The sequence below is a fragment of the Acinetobacter schindleri CIP 107287 genome, from assembly GCF_000368625.1.
GTDB lineage: Bacteria > Pseudomonadota > Gammaproteobacteria > Pseudomonadales > Moraxellaceae > Acinetobacter > Acinetobacter schindleri.
This window is the reverse complement of the sequence record NZ_KB849575.1, coordinates 745,467-760,186: the sequence shown is the minus strand read 5'-3', so window position 1 is coordinate 760,186 and position 14,720 is coordinate 745,467. Positions and strand designations below refer to the sequence as shown.

Genomic DNA, 14,720 nt, shown 5'->3' with positions numbered 1-14,720 from the left:
AGCGGTCTTGGATCAGACAAGGCCGGTTTAGTTAAGCGTCTACATAGTCCCATATAAAACTGATCGAGCTATGCGTCTGCTGAATTTGATAATTCGGTTAATGAGCTAACTGGCTGTCGATATAAGCGGTCATCAGATTAAATACTTCATCGATACCCAGTTCTGAGCTGTCGATGATATAAGCATCTGTTGCCGGCTTGAGCGGAGCGACCGTGCGTTCCATATCTCTTTTATCTCGAGCCTGTATATTAGCTAAAATGTCGCTTATTTTAGCATCCAGCCCCATGCCCTGCAACTGCTTTACTCGTCTGTTCGCACGTGATTCAGCCGATGCGGTCAAATATATCTTGGCTTGGGCATTCGGAAAGATACTGGTTGCCATGTCACGACCATCTGCCACCAGACCTGGTTCTTGTGCAAAAGCATGCTGACGACCCACTAAAGCAGCTCTAAGTTCAGGAATTGCGGCAACTTTTGAGGCAAACTCACCAACACGTTCAGTACGGATAGTATGGGTCACATCCTCACCTTCTAACCATACCTGTATTCCGGTTGCAGTACTTGTAAACTGGATGTCTAAATTTGTAGCAATGTGTACGCATTTTTCCAGTTCATTATCTAATGAGTCCAGCAAATCCTGCTGCTGCAATGACAATCCAAGCAGGCGATATAACGCACCTGAATCTAACAGATGGAAACCGTAATGTGCTGCAATTTTCGCAGCGAGTGTCCCCTTGCCCGAACCACTTGGTCCATCAATGGTAATAATTTGAACTGTCATTGCTTTTCCATTGTTGTTTAAACAGATTTTGCGAGTTTCGCGAAGCCTAGTTTAATCCCTGCTTTTAGCTGTGCAAGGATTAATTTGCTGACAAAGGGTGCACGAGTCTGTAATTCAATAGTATAGGTCACCAGCGTTTTATCATCTGAAACTGCTTCAAACTCAATAATACCCAAGTGATGTTTCACCAGCGGATTTTTAATAATTTTATATTCAATCCGCGAATTCGGCTCAAGCAGTGTGATCTGTTCCTTTAACGGTTTGATCGGCCCAATGCCCAGGCTACGAATTGACCCCAGACCATCAGGACGTTCAGGATCCGCAGAATCCTTGATACGTTCCACCTGAATCGGGGCAAAGGCTACATTATAAGTTGCGTGTTTAGACAACAGGTCAAACACCTGCGCTAAAGGTGCAGGAAATTCTTTTTTTACTTGTATGGCGTTCATCATAAGTCCTGGTTGGGGTTGTTATTTTTAAGGGCTAATATTAAACAGAATTCAGGCCTGATTCTGAGCATTCATTTGCCTTTCTTGTAACTTTAATTGTCTTTTCTGTTCCCGGCGCATTCTAAAGAAATCGCTGAGCTGCCCGGCACACTGAGCTTGCAAGCATCCCGATTCAAACTCAAAAACATGATTGTAGTAGCCAGTTTCAAAGAGCTTACGTGCACTGATCAGTGAGCCTGCTTTCGGCTCTGTGGTACCAAAAACCACGCGGGAAATCCGTGAATGTACCAGTGCCCCTACACACATGGTGCAAGGCTCCAAAGTCACGTAGAGAACTGCATCATCAGGCAGGCGGTAGTTTTGAATGGACTGACAGGCTTCACGAATGGCCACAATCTCTGCATGTGCGGTAGGGTCATTTAATGAAATTGGAGAATTGAAGCCTTGACCAATAATCTGGTTATTACTGACAATAATTGCACCCACAGGAATTTCTCCCTGCGCTGCTGCTAATGCAGCCTGCTCGTAGGCAAACTGCATCCATTCTGCATCGGTTTTAATATATTCAGTCATGAATCAGCTGATGACACCATACTGTCTTAATAGCGCATTCCAGCTGTCAATTTGAGTAACGGGTGGATTATTGCCAAAGATACCTTTCAGACTCAGGTCAGTACCTTTCTCCCATTCCGGAGATAGATCCTTATCGACCAGACGTGCCCGCACACCTTCGACAAAGTCCGGATGACGAATTTTCCAGTCGGAAATCTGGATTTCCAGCTCAAAAACTTCATTCCAGGAATGTACCTGTTTACCCCATTGCCATAACAGCCAGGTTAAAGCAGCAGTTGCTGGAGAGCCTTTTTGAAGATTTTCACTGGCTTGACGCAGCCAGTCGCTGCGCGCATCCCTTAAACCAACAATAGCTTCATAATCATGTTCAAAATTAACGCCACGGCAGACACTATGAATAACATCAAGTGAATTTTGCAATGGTCCAGGCCCTACAGGACGATGCATACTGTTTAACGTATCATCAATAGCGCGGAAATCTCCCGCCGGATAATGCTCCCAGTCAACATTGACCATTTTGTGCAGAACAGCATCACGCTGCATATCGCAGATATGGGTAGCCCAACCAATACCATACGCGCCAGCCGCGGTCATGATTGAACCTGTTAAACCGGTAAATAAACCAATTGCACCACGGTCTGCCAGAAAACGCGTTGCACCAACGTCTGGATACAGACCGATATTGATTTCAGGCATCGCCAGACGAGAATATGGCGTTACCAGGCGGAACGGTGCCGCCATAAATAAACCTAGACCACCCCCCATCACATAACCTTCGCCCCATACCAGCACTGGTTTGGCATAGTTATGTAGCAACAGATCTAAAGCATATTCCTGCTCAAAGAATTTGTTCGCAGTTGCAACTTCATCATTGATGACTAACTGACGCAATTTACGTACATCCCCACCTGCACAGAATGCTTTAGGGGTGGTCGAATCAAACCAGATTGCTTTTACATTGTCATCGTGATGAAAATCTTCAAAAACCTCAAGCAAGGCCGATGCAATGGTTTCATCCAGTGCATGTAGTGATTTCGGACGATTTAATCGAACGATGCGCCATCCATTTTGGGCTTCTTCGACAATCAGATCCGAGTGATATTGTTTTGATACAGGAGAATATGTCATGCGTCCAGCTGCCAATCTATAGGCTCAATGCCATGTTGTTTAAGATAATTGTTTGCTTTGGAAAATACCTTACAACCAAAGAATCCGCCACGGTTTGCCGACAACGGCGACGGGTGTGCGGCTTTAAGTACAAGGTGTTTATTCTGGTCAATGCGTTGTCCTTTACGCTGCGCGTAAGCACCCCAAAGAATAAAGACTACATTTTCACGTTGTTCATTAATGACATCAATCACGTGATCAGTAAATTCTTCCCAGCCACGTTTTTGATGTGAAGTCGGCTGGCCCGCTTCTACGGTTAATACTGCATTCAGGAGCAATACACCTTGCTCTGCCCAATGGGTCAAGTTGCCATGTTTAGGAATAGGCACGCCCAGCTCCGAGTGCAACTCATGAAAAATATTACGCAAAGATGGAGGCAATGCAACCCCTTTTTGCACCGAGAAACTCAAGCCATGTGCTTGATTTGGACCATGATAAGGATCTTGCCCTAAAATCACCACTTTCACCTGATCCAGCGGTGTCGTATTTAGCGCATTAAAAATCAGATGATTCGGTGGATAAATAACTTTATCTGCTTTTTTTTCTTCAATCAGAAAATTTTTAAGTGCATCCATTTTTGCACCGAGTAAAAAATCACTCAGGCTATATTTCCAGCTTTCATCCAGCTGGACTTTATTCAGTTTTGCAATTTGCTGTTCAGTTAATAAAGACATTTTTTCATCCTAAATTGATGTCATGCAGTTTAAAACTGAAACAGCTTAAACTTTTACCTGTAAGTCTACGGTTGGATTGTGGAATGGAATCCCCTGTTTCAACTTGCTGAACATATCAGGATCAGTCCATTCAGCTTGTACCTGTTCAGAAAATTCAATCTGATCCAGGTTAAGTAGCCCCATTTGCTCATTTTCGATATCTTCCAAAAAGCTTTGCGCGTAACCGGTATCGGTTTCATGCACAATCACGGAATACACCTCGACATCTCCTTCACCATTCTGGGTAATGGTTGAAGCCAGCACTTGCTGCGCTAAAAAGAAGAAAATACGCGAGAACTGTTCAGCAGACGGCGATACTGGCAATGACACCCAACGTGCACTAAAATTCTTGCAGGCCTGAATGTATTCGGGATTATCGTCCTGCCAAAAGCAGATAGCATGATCGAATGAATCAAAAAAGTCCTTGATGACACCTTTTAGCAAGCCAAAGTCATATACCATCTGACCATGATCGAGCTTAGAGGCTTTCAGTAATAATTCTACTTTATAACTATGACCATGGATCGAACGCTTACAGCGATCCGATGTGCAATTTCGCACGATATGAGCATTTTCAAACTTAAATAGCTTACGAATTAACATGTGCCGTAATGTCGTCAAAAAATAGGTGAATTCACTACAATTATAAAGCAAAACTAGAAGAAGGAGGATTAATTTTGCAGTTCACGTTAATAGACAAAACGGATCATATACAGCTTCTACGCACTCTGGCTGAAGTATGAAGATAATTTAAAATGGCGCCATACTGCGATACGAGACATAGACCTGCTTATCTTGCCGTATCAGATCACTGCTAAACTGACGCTTACGCTCATTCAGCATCACTTCAATCCGTGCTTTAAAGAACTGGGACTTTACGCCCAATAGTGTGGCAAACTGGTTACGATTTTCAGCAGCTATCTGATCAAAAGGAGCAACTTGCCAAAGTTCAGATACATTAGAAAAGTGCTCCTGTTTACCAAATTTAAGATCCAAAGCTTGTTGCACAGCATTCACATCCAGCTTGTCATCCAGACTTGCCAGCAAAGCCGCTGGTGCCGTATTGATATTCACTTGCGTATCCTTTAGCGGGGCTGCCGTTACGTATGGTAGCAGCAGTTTATAGCGGTTCTCTTCAAAACCTCGTACCAGCTTGAGTTGTTCTATACTATGAAAATTGGCATTGGGTGGCAATGCAGCATTTGGCAAACCTTGATAATGAATGGATTCTGCTCCCATAGCACCAATTGGCAGTTCATCTTGATCCTGCCAGTCAATCACTGCTTCACTTAATTGTTCCGGTAATCCAACCCGTTTCAAAATCAGTTCAAACCATTTTTTCGCCGGTTCATTTACGGTTCCATCTTCAGCCACCAGACTGTTCAGATTAAACTTGCCCGACTCATCCTCTAGCCTGCCAGCAATATAGCCATCATCCACAGGAAAAGGTGGCATCTGTTGTGCCCAGGTTTCGTTCAGATGATCAATATCAGCGGCATTTTCAGCATCATCTACAAGCAACTCGGAAAAGAAGGCTTCAGCACTTTTGGCATACATCAAGGACTGATTTTGGCGCATCAGATAAGCTGTACTTTCCGCAGTCGCAGCCTGACGTTTGGCAATCGTTGCCGCCAGGATGGTTGCCAGTGTAACCATCACCAGAATGGTTATTAATGCGATGCCATGTTGCTGCTTCATACTTTGATCCTATGAGCTGCCTATATTATTGGTATTATTTGACAGATAATCTGTGTTCAGCAGACTGAATAACCATTCATATTGCACACCCTGTACAATCAGATTGATCTTGATGCCTTTCGGTAAAAGCTGCTTGTTTTCAGTACGATTTAAATCCAGTCCACTTTCCGGCCATTGTGTGATTTCATTTGGATTCAGTGCAGTAATTTGAAACTGTTCTACATCGCTCAGCAATATGCTCGATTCCGGTTGATCGCGTCCGGTCTGGTTCAGGTTCCTGAATTTAAGCCGATAGACTTTTTGCTCATCCGCCCGATATTGATATTCCACCCGCTCATCCGGCGCGATGCCTTGTTCCAGCGGATCCGTAACACCAGTCTTACTAAAATTAAAACGACCATCTTGCAATACTAAAGCTGGCTGAATATCACCATTTACATTTGCGGTTAAGGGTACTGTTTGCACCATATCACGCAGAATCTGCTGATAGCCCTGCTGTAATTGATTTAGCTTTTGTTCATGAAGGGTATTTTGATCGCGCGTGACCCGAATATGATCAAAGACCTGCCATCCCAATGCAGACAATACAGCAAAGATCGCAATCGCAACCAGCAGCTCAACCAGGGTAAATCCATTTTTTTTCATTGTGTCTGATTCACCCGATGATTAAAAAACACCAGACTACTGACACCAGATTCCAGTTGCCCAGTATCAGCATCGACAATACCGACCTGAATATCAACACGCTGTACATTTGGGCTAATAGTTGGTTCAGATTTCTTATCAATCTGCCAGGACTCACCCTGCTGGGTAATCTGCCGGGATGAAGTTCCTGTTAGCCATTCCTGATTGACTTCCATTTGTGCTGCTTCATTTAAAGCAACAAACTGAGCTTTGGTGCGTAAGATGGCATGGGAAGTCGACTGGGTATATTGCATTGCCACTTTAGTCAGTGCCATGGCTGCGGTAGCAAAGATTGCCAGTGCGACCATGACTTCCAGCAAAGTAAAACCTGAGGCACGATTAAGTCGAGTAACACTCGACCTGAGTGGCATCGTCGCGCAAGAAAGTCCGAAAGCTATGCTTGAGGAGCAGCGATAAACAAAACAACGTTTCGTTCGAGCGCAAGATGACGAACTCTGTTCGGAGTGCATACGATTAAATCGAGCAATACTCGACTTGAGCGGCATTGTCGCACAAGAAAGTCCGAAAGCTGTGCTTGAGGAACTGCGATGAGTGTAATGCTGCTTCACCGCTGTGTAAGATAAAGAGCTATGCTCGAGGTACACATAATGAAATTGATCAGCACTCGCCTTAAATGACTTGATTGCATCAGCTCCAGCACTCTGCTTGAAATATTTAAATTTCATTGATTTTACCCAAGTGGTCGATTTCAATCGCAGAACCGACTTCATTATTATCAAGATAAAACTGAATCCGTACCGGCTTCACTTCCCCATTGCCGAGCCAAATCAATTTTGGCGCATCCTGCATAGTCAAATCCCGGTTTTGTGCATTTTCATAACGCTGGTCCAAGGGCTGAACCTGCAAAGATACTTTATCTGGCAAAGCTTGGGTCTTAAATTCAGTATAGTGAATCCATTTCTGTGATGTGCTACTTAAGCTAAAATCAGTATTGGCAGAATTTTTTTGATATTCCACCACAGTGTATTGAAATGGGCTGACATCCGTTGCCGGCTGGGTCTGCAAGGCGAGCACCCGAGCCTGATCATTCGCTTCACGTAAAATACGTTGTAAATCCAGCATAAACACTTCACGTGCCTGCATCGCTTTACGCTGATCTACCCCACCTATATTCAGCATCACCAGAGATGCTAGAATTCCCATAATGACAATCACCACCATCAATTCAATGAGTGTAAAACCACGATTTGATGATAGAGACTGGATTTTCATGGAATGCCTTTAAGCAAACTGCTCAACCGAATTAATTTTTTTGGGTAAAGCCAGAGCCTGGTCGATATAGGCCACACGTAAAGTATCACGAGAACCAAGGTAACGCTGATAGAAACTGGAGTTCAGGATTGCAGCTGCACCATGAGTTAGCGACCAGATCGAAGCAAGATAATCACGTACTGGCATACTGCTTTGAATTGATTCCAGATAGCTTTCTGTCATGCGAATAATCAGACGTAAACGCTGTTTCCGGATCTGGTAAAGCTCAGTAAATAATTGCTGAATACCCACCCCAGTCGTCGATAAGCGCTCCTCAATCTGATGAAACAGTACCGTACGCTCCGGATGATGCAGATGATGCAACATGAAGAAAGCCAAATGTTCTGGAAAAGCCTTTTCCGCATCCTGGATCATTTCCAGCAGCATACGTTCATTACGGATAATGAGCAGCATGTACAGCTCATCTTTGCTTTGGAAATGTTTATAGAGTGTGCCTTTAGCCAAATCCAGTTCTGCAGCCAACGCATCTAGCGTCATACCGGCTTCACCATTTTCAAGTAGCAGCTGTTCTGCCACTTGAAAAATCAAGGTTTCTCTTGCTCGAAACTGAGCCTGACGATCCATCTTCACCCTATAACTCTCTTCTGCTCTTATTTAATTCGTATTACTTAAAACTTAGAAGATTTTCAAAATTCTGCATTGTGATTGCAGCCATTTCTTCCAAGCTCTTATCATATACATCACATAAGGCTTTGGCTACAAATGGAACGTATTTCGGTTCATTTGATTTACCCCGATAAGGCACGGGTGCCAGATAAGGACTATCTGTCTCTATCAACACGCGATCCAGTGGAACCTGTTTCGCCACATCACGTAAATCCTGCGCATTTTTGAAAGAAACAATGCCTGAGAAAGAGACATAATAACCACAGTCAAGAACTGCTTTGGCTGTTTCCCAGTCTTCGGTAAAACAGTGCAAGATGCCATGTGTAGATTTTTCAGCGCGAATGATATCTACTGTGTCATGCTTGGCTGAACGGGTGTGGACCACCACCGGTTTTTTCACGACTTGTGAAGCATGGATGTGGCGTGCAAAACATTCTTTCTGTTCCTGGATAAAATCAGTGCTATGGAAATAATCCAGACCTGTTTCACCTAAAGCCCAAACTTTTTCTGGTTGTGCCAGCTCAACCAGATAATCCGTAGTTGCGCGCGCCATGGTTGCAGCATCTTCACAAGGATGCACACCCACGGTGTAGCCTACATCAGCATGTCGTGCCGCAATCTTGGCCAGTTCGATATGATCATCAAGATCTACCGAAATACTCATAAACTTGGAAACACCTGCTTCACGTGCCTGTGCCAATGCTAGATCCAGATCACCGCTGTAAGGCGTTAGGTCGAGTAAAGTTAAATGACAATGCGTATCTACAAACACGGTGTAGTCCTTTTCAGCAGGGAGAATCTACATAGTGTAGCTTCTACGCCCTGCAGATTTAAGCCCCGTAATCAGTCGTTCGGCCTCATTTTTAAAGAAAACGCCTTTATCACCGCTTAACTGGATACCAAAACCTTGTGGTTTAATGCCATTTTGTTTTTGTGATACCCAGATGACTTTACCGGTTAAAGGAATTTTTTGTGATTGTTCAGGTAAAGTCGTCAGGACGAAAACCTCATCTCCGAGCTTTACTGTCTGATTGGAAGGAATAAAAAGACCACCGCCTGCAACAAATGGCATATAACTGGCAAATAGAGTTTCAATATCAGGAATATTCGCCTGAATAATACCCCCCATACGTGATTGCATATTCTTCTCCTTCTTCGTTAAAGATTCATCAGTCGAATACAGAGTTGGTCCAGAACCAGATTGCTTTGTACATTCTGTTCCAGATACTGTTTGGACTGCTGAAATTCCCCGTAAATATCAAAAAGCTGTTCTAATGAATAATATTCAGCCAATACCTCAAATTCCAAATCGATGTTTTTAATGGCCTGATTTAGCTTGACACAAATCAAATCCGACAACAAGTATTCAAACATCTGCCCAAAATCATTAAAACTTAGGCTTTTGTTCCATCGCGTCGCAATTGCGATCGGCATATTTTTTTCTATGACCAGTTTTTTCCAGTCTTGCAAAAAATCCTGACGCATCGGCATCCAGGCACTCTGAGCCACTTCAATCGCCTGTAACGGCATCTGATTGGCCAGATTCATTAATAATTGCTGTTGGGAAGATCCTGCATCTGGTAAATATTCATTTAAATAATTTGTGGCCTGATCTGATGTAATGCGATCCAAAGCAAAATGCTGTAAACGGCTGCGAATTGTCGCGGGTAATTTTAAGTAATGATCAGCCAGCAGAATAATGACAATATTTTCACCTGGCTCTTCCAGGGTTTTCAGCAAAGCATTGGAAGAGGCAATATTCAGTGCTTCAGCAGGCTCTATGACAATAACACGCCAACCATCAACAGTTTGCTGCACAAATGGCAATAAATCCCGGATCTTTTCAATCTTGATTTTGGCATTCTGTTTTTTGTTTTCTTCATCGGTACTGATATAAACATAATTGGGATGAGTATCTGCTTTAAGCCACTGACAACTGCCACATTCACCACATGGCAAATTGCGCACATGACGATTTTGACATAGTACCCATGCCAGAAATTGCTGGGTAAAAGCTTCCTTACCACAGCCCTTTTTGCCATAAAACAGTAGTCCATGCCCAAGCCGGGGAAAACGCCCAGTAAGCGTATCCCAGACTTGTTGTTGCCAAGGATAGATTTGTGCGGTGGCATCAAGCGGCATGCTAAATTCTCAAATTAGGCGAATACAGATGGATCAAGCTGGTTCAGACGATCCAGATCTTGCTGGGTATCTACACCAGGGGGCAAACTCACTTCAGCAACAGAGATGGCAATACGGTGACCATTTTCCAGCACACGCAACTGTTCTAAAGATTCCAGCTTTTCCAGAACGCCCATTTCCCAAGTTACATATTCCTGAAGCAACTTCACCCGATAAGCATACAGCCCCAAATGGCGATAGGCTTGATCATGCAGTTTCTGCTCAGCTTGTTTTGCTCCATCACGGTCATAAGGAATCGTTGCACGGCTAAAATACAGCGCCTGATTGTGCTTTGATATCACCACTTTTACGATACTGTCACGCTGAAATTCTTCAAGCTGATGAATCGGCTCACAAAGTGTCGACATAGACGATTCTGGCTGATCGACCAGTAGCTGAGCCACCTGCTGAACCAGTTGCGCAGGTAATAACGGTTCATCGCCTTGGACATTAACGATAATATCATCACTTGCCCAACCTTTAATTTTTGCTACTTCACTTAGGCGGTCGGTTCCCGATGGATGATCAGGTGAAGTAATGACAACATCCACACCTTCAGCACGACATACTGCTGCAATATGTTCATCATCCGTCGCCACACATAGATCATCAAAACCTTCTACTTTACGCGCCTGATCAACCACACGCAGAATCATTGGACGACCATGAATCTCTAATAAAGGTTTACCCGGCAGACGTGAGCTGGCAAAGCGTGCAGGAATAACAATGTGTTTCATAATGAATAAACCTTAAGAAATAGAAATACCGTATTCACCAAGTTGTTGCTGCAAGGTCGCATAACAGGCCGGCGATAATATTGCCTCAACAGGCACCACCCAGATATCACGATTAAATTCCGGATTCTGTTTGAGTAAAGCCATAATCTTTACTGCATCTTTTTCAGTGGTAATGATCGGATAATTATCTTCAAACTGCAGATCTTCAATTTCATAGTCATGATGATCCGGAAACTCATGGCACTGGAATTGCTGAATACCCAAGCTCTCCAAGGTCTGATAGAAACGCTGTGGAAAACCAATCCCGACGACGGCATAAAAAGGTAAGTTCGGATCAAAAGTCTGCGACCCTGCCCGATTGAGTAAATACGGCTGTGAGGGAGCCAAATGCATATGCAAGTCAGATTGCGGATGAGCCGTATGCTCAATTACAGTACCGGTTTCTAGACGTTCAACCGGCTCACGTAAATAACCTTCAGGTAAAAGTTTCTGATTGCCCAGACCACGATTATTATCTAGTACGATCCACTCAATCTGACGATTCAAAGCCCAATGCTGTAAACCATCATCACAAATAATCAAATCCAGATTATGTTTGGACAATAGCAGCTCTATACTCTGCTGACGATTAGGACCAACAGCCATCGGTACACCCGTCGACTGGACAATCAGTGTGGGTTCATCCCCCACATTTTCTGCGGTCGCCTGTGTATCGACATAGCAAGGAAATGGACCTTTACCTCCATACCCCCGGCTGATCACGCCAACCCGGACATTTTGTTTTTCTAGATATTCAACCAAATGAATCAGTAATGGAGTTTTCCCACTCCCACCCACAGTGATATTACCAATCACCATCACAGGTACAGGTGCGGTATAACTTGCTTTAAAACCTTTATCATATAAGGCTTTATTTAAGCTAAATCCGATCTGGTACAGCCAGGACAATGGCCGAAATATAATGAGCCATTTAGCCTGTGTATTCCAGGCATCCTGAATGACCTGTGCCAGTGACATACTTATTGTTCCTCGAAGTTGCGTTGATGCAACTGGTAATAAGCACCCTTGCGGTTGATCAATTCCTGATGGGTTCCCTGCTCCAGAATGCGACCTTGATCCATGACGACAATACTGTCGGCATTTTCAATCGTAGATAAACGGTGAGCAATAACGATAGTGGTACGATCCTGCATTGCCGCATCAAAAGCACGCTGAATGAAGTATTCAGATTCATTATCCAGCGCACTGGTTGCTTCATCCAGAATTAAAATTGGTGCATTTTTCAGAATAGCACGCGCAATCGCAATACGCTGGCGCTGACCGCCAGACAGATTCAGACCTTGTGCGCCCAGCTCAGTATCATAACCATTTGGCAAAGCCATAATAAAGTCATGGGCATAAGCAGCTTTAGCCGCGGCAATAATATCTTCTTCTGCAGCATCTTCCAGCTGACCATAAGCAATGTTTTCACGCACGGTACGGTTAAATAGCACCACTTGCTGGTTTACCATCGAAATCTGGGTACGCAAAGCATTCAGCTCAAAATCTTTAATATCTTTGCCATCAAACAGGATTTGACCGGAGCTTGCTTCCTGATAGCGCATTAAAAGGTTCACCAGTGAAGTTTTACCTGCACCTGAGCGACCTACCAATGCTACTGTTTGTCCGGCTTTTACATCAAGATTCAGATCGGTTAATGCCTGGTACCCATCAGAATAAGTCAAGTTCACATTTTTCAGCTGGATATTACCTTTTAAAGTATCTTTAAAAGTACCTGCATTTTTTTCTTCCGGCATATCCAGTAATTCAAACACTGAATAAGCTGCCGCCATACCACGCTGAATTTTTTCATTGACTTCAGTAAGTGCCTTGATCGGTTTAGACAACATACCTGCCACGGTAATATAAGCGACAAATTCACCTGCAGTCGTGTCACGTAAAATTTCCGGGCGCAAAGCCAGGAACATGACAATACTCAGCGCAATAGACATAATGAGCTGTACGATCGGGCTGTTGAGCTCTTTCACCACAACCATTTTCAAGCCACGACGCAAGTTTTCTAAAGAGTGCTTTCTAAAACGTTCCTGCTCGTACGTTTGACCGCCAAAGGCTTTTACCACCATATTGGCATTTACAGATTCCTGTACCACATGGTTCACATCCCCCATGGTGTTCTGCACTTGCTTGGACAGCTTACGCATACGCTGTGCAGCTTTGCGAATAAGCAGACCAATGATCGGTGCAAAGATCAGAATAATTAACGTTAAACGCCAGTTTGTATAAAGCAGATAACCAATCAGCGCGATTGTGATCAGACCTTGCTGCACAATCACTTTAAGTGAATCACTTGAGGCAGCAGTCAGCTGCTCAACGTTATACATAATTTTAGCAGTAATATGCCCACTGGTATTATCCAGAAAATATTGCGAAGGCAGACGCATCAGCTTGGCAAAGACTTCCTGACGAATATTAAAGACCAGATTTCGGGAAATGACTGCAGTAAAATAGCCACCCAAAAACAAACCCACACCGCGGAAAAAGATCAGCAAGACCACCAGAAACGGGAAGATCGTTGTAAAACCCTGATCACGAGTCTGAATCGCTTCAATAATATATTCCAGCAACTTGGCAACGGAGACTTCTGTTGCAGCATTGATGGCAAAACCCAGGATAACCAGTAAGGCCAATCCCCAAAATTGTTTTAAATAACTGAGAAGACGTAAATAGACTTTTAAATCTTGCTTCACTAATAACCTCGGGTAGGTACTTTCGTACTGATGTTGATGTTCACAAAGCCAAGTTGCCCTGCAACATCCATAACGCGAATCACATCCTGATGTGCTGCTTTTGCATCAGCAGCAATCACGAACATTAAATCACGTCGTTCGTTAGAAATCTGTTTAATTGCGGTATTTAAATCAGCCACTTCTTTGCTCGCCAGTGACTGCCCATTCACTGCATAGTGCCCATTTGCATCCACAGTGACTTCAACCTTTTGATCAAAGTTTTTCGGTGGAACTCCTTGCGCGTCTGGCAAGGTCAAATTCATACGGCTGAGTTGACTGAAAGTCGTAGAAAGCAATAGAAATACCAAGATAAATAACAGACAGTCAATCATCGGAGTGAGGTTGATATGAACATCTTCAACCTGATTGCGTTTGAATTTCATGACTCACCTCAGCTCGCCTTCTGAAGACTTTCATCCGCTTCTGAAGCATGCGAATAAAACAGGTCAGCATGAAATAAAGTCGCCTGCTGCTCCAGCTCGGCCACATATTCCTGTACCAGACGCTGGAAATAACGATGTGCAAATAAGGCAGGGATCGCGATCAGCATCCCGGCAGCTGTCGTAATTAACGCCTTGGAAATCCCCGGCATCATCAGCACTGGGTCGCTGGTAGTACCCACGTCAATCATAAGAAAAGATTCAATAATTCCGATCACTGTACCGAGCAAACCCAGCAAAGGTGCAACTGCACTTAAAGTTCCCAAAAAATTAATATTTCTTTCCAGATAACCAATTTCCTGCGAAGCAACGACTTCCATCTGGGCACGTGCATATTGCTCGGTCTGTTGCTGGCTGGCAGCACCTGCTGCAAAAACACGGCCTAATGTACTCCCTTGCAGGGATTTATCTACATTTAGTTTTTGCATCACCTGATTGGCATTTTGCCCGGGACCTATCAAAAGCGCTTTAGGTAATATCAGGCTCTTTTTCAGGCGAATAAATCGCTCTAACGAGATGGCCACCATGAAAATCGAACATAATACGAGGGGTAGCATCAGCCACCCACCTGCTTTTACCAATTCCCACATCTGATTTATCCCCAATCAAGAA

The 14,720-nt window shown here is 43.8% G+C and carries 19 protein-coding genes; all 19 read right to left on the bottom strand.

The genetic code is table 11. The features are described from left to right. Positions 1-97: 97 nt before the first annotated feature. The 19 genes from cmk to F955_RS06735 all read right to left on the bottom strand — a co-directional run bounded on the left by cmk (position 98) and on the right by F955_RS06735 (position 14,698). A complete protein-coding gene (gene cmk / locus F955_RS06825; RefSeq protein WP_004892814.1) occupies positions 98-781 on the bottom strand; it encodes a (d)CMP kinase in 684 nt (227 codons plus the stop codon). A gap of 17 nt (positions 782-798) precedes the next feature. Then, positions 799-1,230, bottom strand: coding sequence for an SRPBCC family protein (locus F955_RS06820; protein ID WP_004892812.1), 432 nt, complete (start codon positions 1,228-1,230; stop codon positions 799-801). A 51-nt stretch (positions 1,231-1,281) separates the two neighbouring features. After that, positions 1,282-1,803: a tRNA adenosine(34) deaminase TadA gene (gene tadA / locus F955_RS06815; RefSeq protein ID WP_004892810.1), complete on the bottom strand. Its 522-nt coding sequence runs from the start codon at positions 1,801-1,803 to the stop codon at positions 1,282-1,284. Between the two features lie 3 nt (positions 1,804-1,806). Further along, on the bottom strand, positions 1,807-2,931 hold the full coding sequence (locus tag F955_RS06810; RefSeq protein WP_004892809.1) for an enoyl-CoA hydratase/isomerase family protein: 1,125 nt from the start codon (positions 2,929-2,931) through the stop codon (positions 1,807-1,809). Next, positions 2,928-3,644, bottom strand: a complete 717-nt coding sequence (ung, locus tag F955_RS06805; protein WP_004892807.1) for a uracil-DNA glycosylase — start codon at positions 3,642-3,644, stop codon at positions 2,928-2,930. Before ung ends, F955_RS06810 begins: the two co-directional genes overlap by 4 nt. Before the next feature lie 45 nt (positions 3,645-3,689). Continuing rightward, positions 3,690-4,286, bottom strand: coding sequence for a 6-pyruvoyl trahydropterin synthase family protein (locus F955_RS06800; RefSeq protein WP_004892805.1), 597 nt, complete (start codon positions 4,284-4,286; stop codon positions 3,690-3,692). Positions 4,287-4,433: 147 nt separating this feature from the next. Then, positions 4,434-5,381 (bottom strand): type II secretion system minor pseudopilin GspK, encoded by a 948-nt coding sequence (gene gspK, locus F955_RS06795; protein WP_004892802.1) that lies wholly within the window; start codon positions 5,379-5,381, stop codon positions 4,434-4,436. A gap of 9 nt (positions 5,382-5,390) precedes the next feature. Next, complete coding sequence (locus tag F955_RS06790; protein WP_004815587.1) at positions 5,391-6,026, bottom strand: type II secretion system protein GspJ; 636 nt, start codon at positions 6,024-6,026, stop codon at positions 5,391-5,393. Beyond that, positions 6,023-6,751, bottom strand: a complete 729-nt coding sequence (gene gspI, locus F955_RS06785) for a type II secretion system minor pseudopilin GspI (RefSeq protein ID WP_307188363.1) — start codon at positions 6,749-6,751, stop codon at positions 6,023-6,025. Before gspI ends, F955_RS06790 begins: the two co-directional genes overlap by 4 nt. Further along, entirely contained in the window at positions 6,741-7,298 is a 558-nt protein-coding gene (locus F955_RS06780) for a type II secretion system protein (protein WP_004892797.1), read from the bottom strand. Before F955_RS06780 ends, gspI begins: the two co-directional genes overlap by 11 nt. Before the next feature lie 9 nt (positions 7,299-7,307). After that, positions 7,308-7,922 (bottom strand): TetR/AcrR family transcriptional regulator, encoded by a 615-nt coding sequence (locus F955_RS06775; protein ID WP_004892793.1) that lies wholly within the window; start codon positions 7,920-7,922, stop codon positions 7,308-7,310. A 40-nt stretch (positions 7,923-7,962) separates the two neighbouring features. Next, the gene (locus F955_RS06770; RefSeq protein WP_004892792.1) at positions 7,963-8,736 is read right to left on the bottom strand and encodes a TatD family hydrolase; all 774 of its coding nucleotides are present in this window, start codon (positions 8,734-8,736) and stop codon (positions 7,963-7,965) included. A 27-nt stretch (positions 8,737-8,763) separates the two neighbouring features. Next, positions 8,764-9,105 carry a PilZ domain-containing protein gene (locus F955_RS06765; RefSeq protein WP_004892789.1) on the bottom strand — a complete coding sequence of 114 codons (342 nt, stop codon included), beginning with the start codon at positions 9,103-9,105 and terminating at the stop codon, positions 8,764-8,766. A gap of 17 nt (positions 9,106-9,122) precedes the next feature. Further along, the gene (locus tag F955_RS06760) at positions 9,123-10,106 is read right to left on the bottom strand and encodes a hypothetical protein (protein WP_004892786.1); all 984 of its coding nucleotides are present in this window, start codon (positions 10,104-10,106) and stop codon (positions 9,123-9,125) included. A gap of 14 nt (positions 10,107-10,120) precedes the next feature. After that, the gene (gene kdsB / locus F955_RS06755) at positions 10,121-10,882 is read right to left on the bottom strand and encodes a 3-deoxy-manno-octulosonate cytidylyltransferase (protein ID WP_004892784.1); all 762 of its coding nucleotides are present in this window, start codon (positions 10,880-10,882) and stop codon (positions 10,121-10,123) included. A gap of 12 nt (positions 10,883-10,894) precedes the next feature. Beyond that, positions 10,895-11,899 (bottom strand): tetraacyldisaccharide 4'-kinase, encoded by a 1,005-nt coding sequence (lpxK, locus tag F955_RS06750; protein ID WP_004892780.1) that lies wholly within the window; start codon positions 11,897-11,899, stop codon positions 10,895-10,897. A gap of 2 nt (positions 11,900-11,901) precedes the next feature. Then, positions 11,902-13,629 carry a lipid A export permease/ATP-binding protein MsbA gene (gene msbA, locus F955_RS06745; RefSeq protein ID WP_004815568.1) on the bottom strand — a complete coding sequence of 576 codons (1,728 nt, stop codon included), beginning with the start codon at positions 13,627-13,629 and terminating at the stop codon, positions 11,902-11,904. Further along, positions 13,629-14,051: an ExbD/TolR family protein gene (locus F955_RS06740; protein ID WP_004815566.1), complete on the bottom strand. Its 423-nt coding sequence runs from the start codon at positions 14,049-14,051 to the stop codon at positions 13,629-13,631. The genes msbA and F955_RS06740 overlap by 1 nt, the downstream gene beginning before the upstream one ends. A gap of 8 nt (positions 14,052-14,059) precedes the next feature. Then, a complete protein-coding gene (locus F955_RS06735) occupies positions 14,060-14,698 on the bottom strand; it encodes a MotA/TolQ/ExbB proton channel family protein (protein WP_004892777.1) in 639 nt (212 codons plus the stop codon). Positions 14,699-14,720 lie beyond the last annotated feature (22 nt).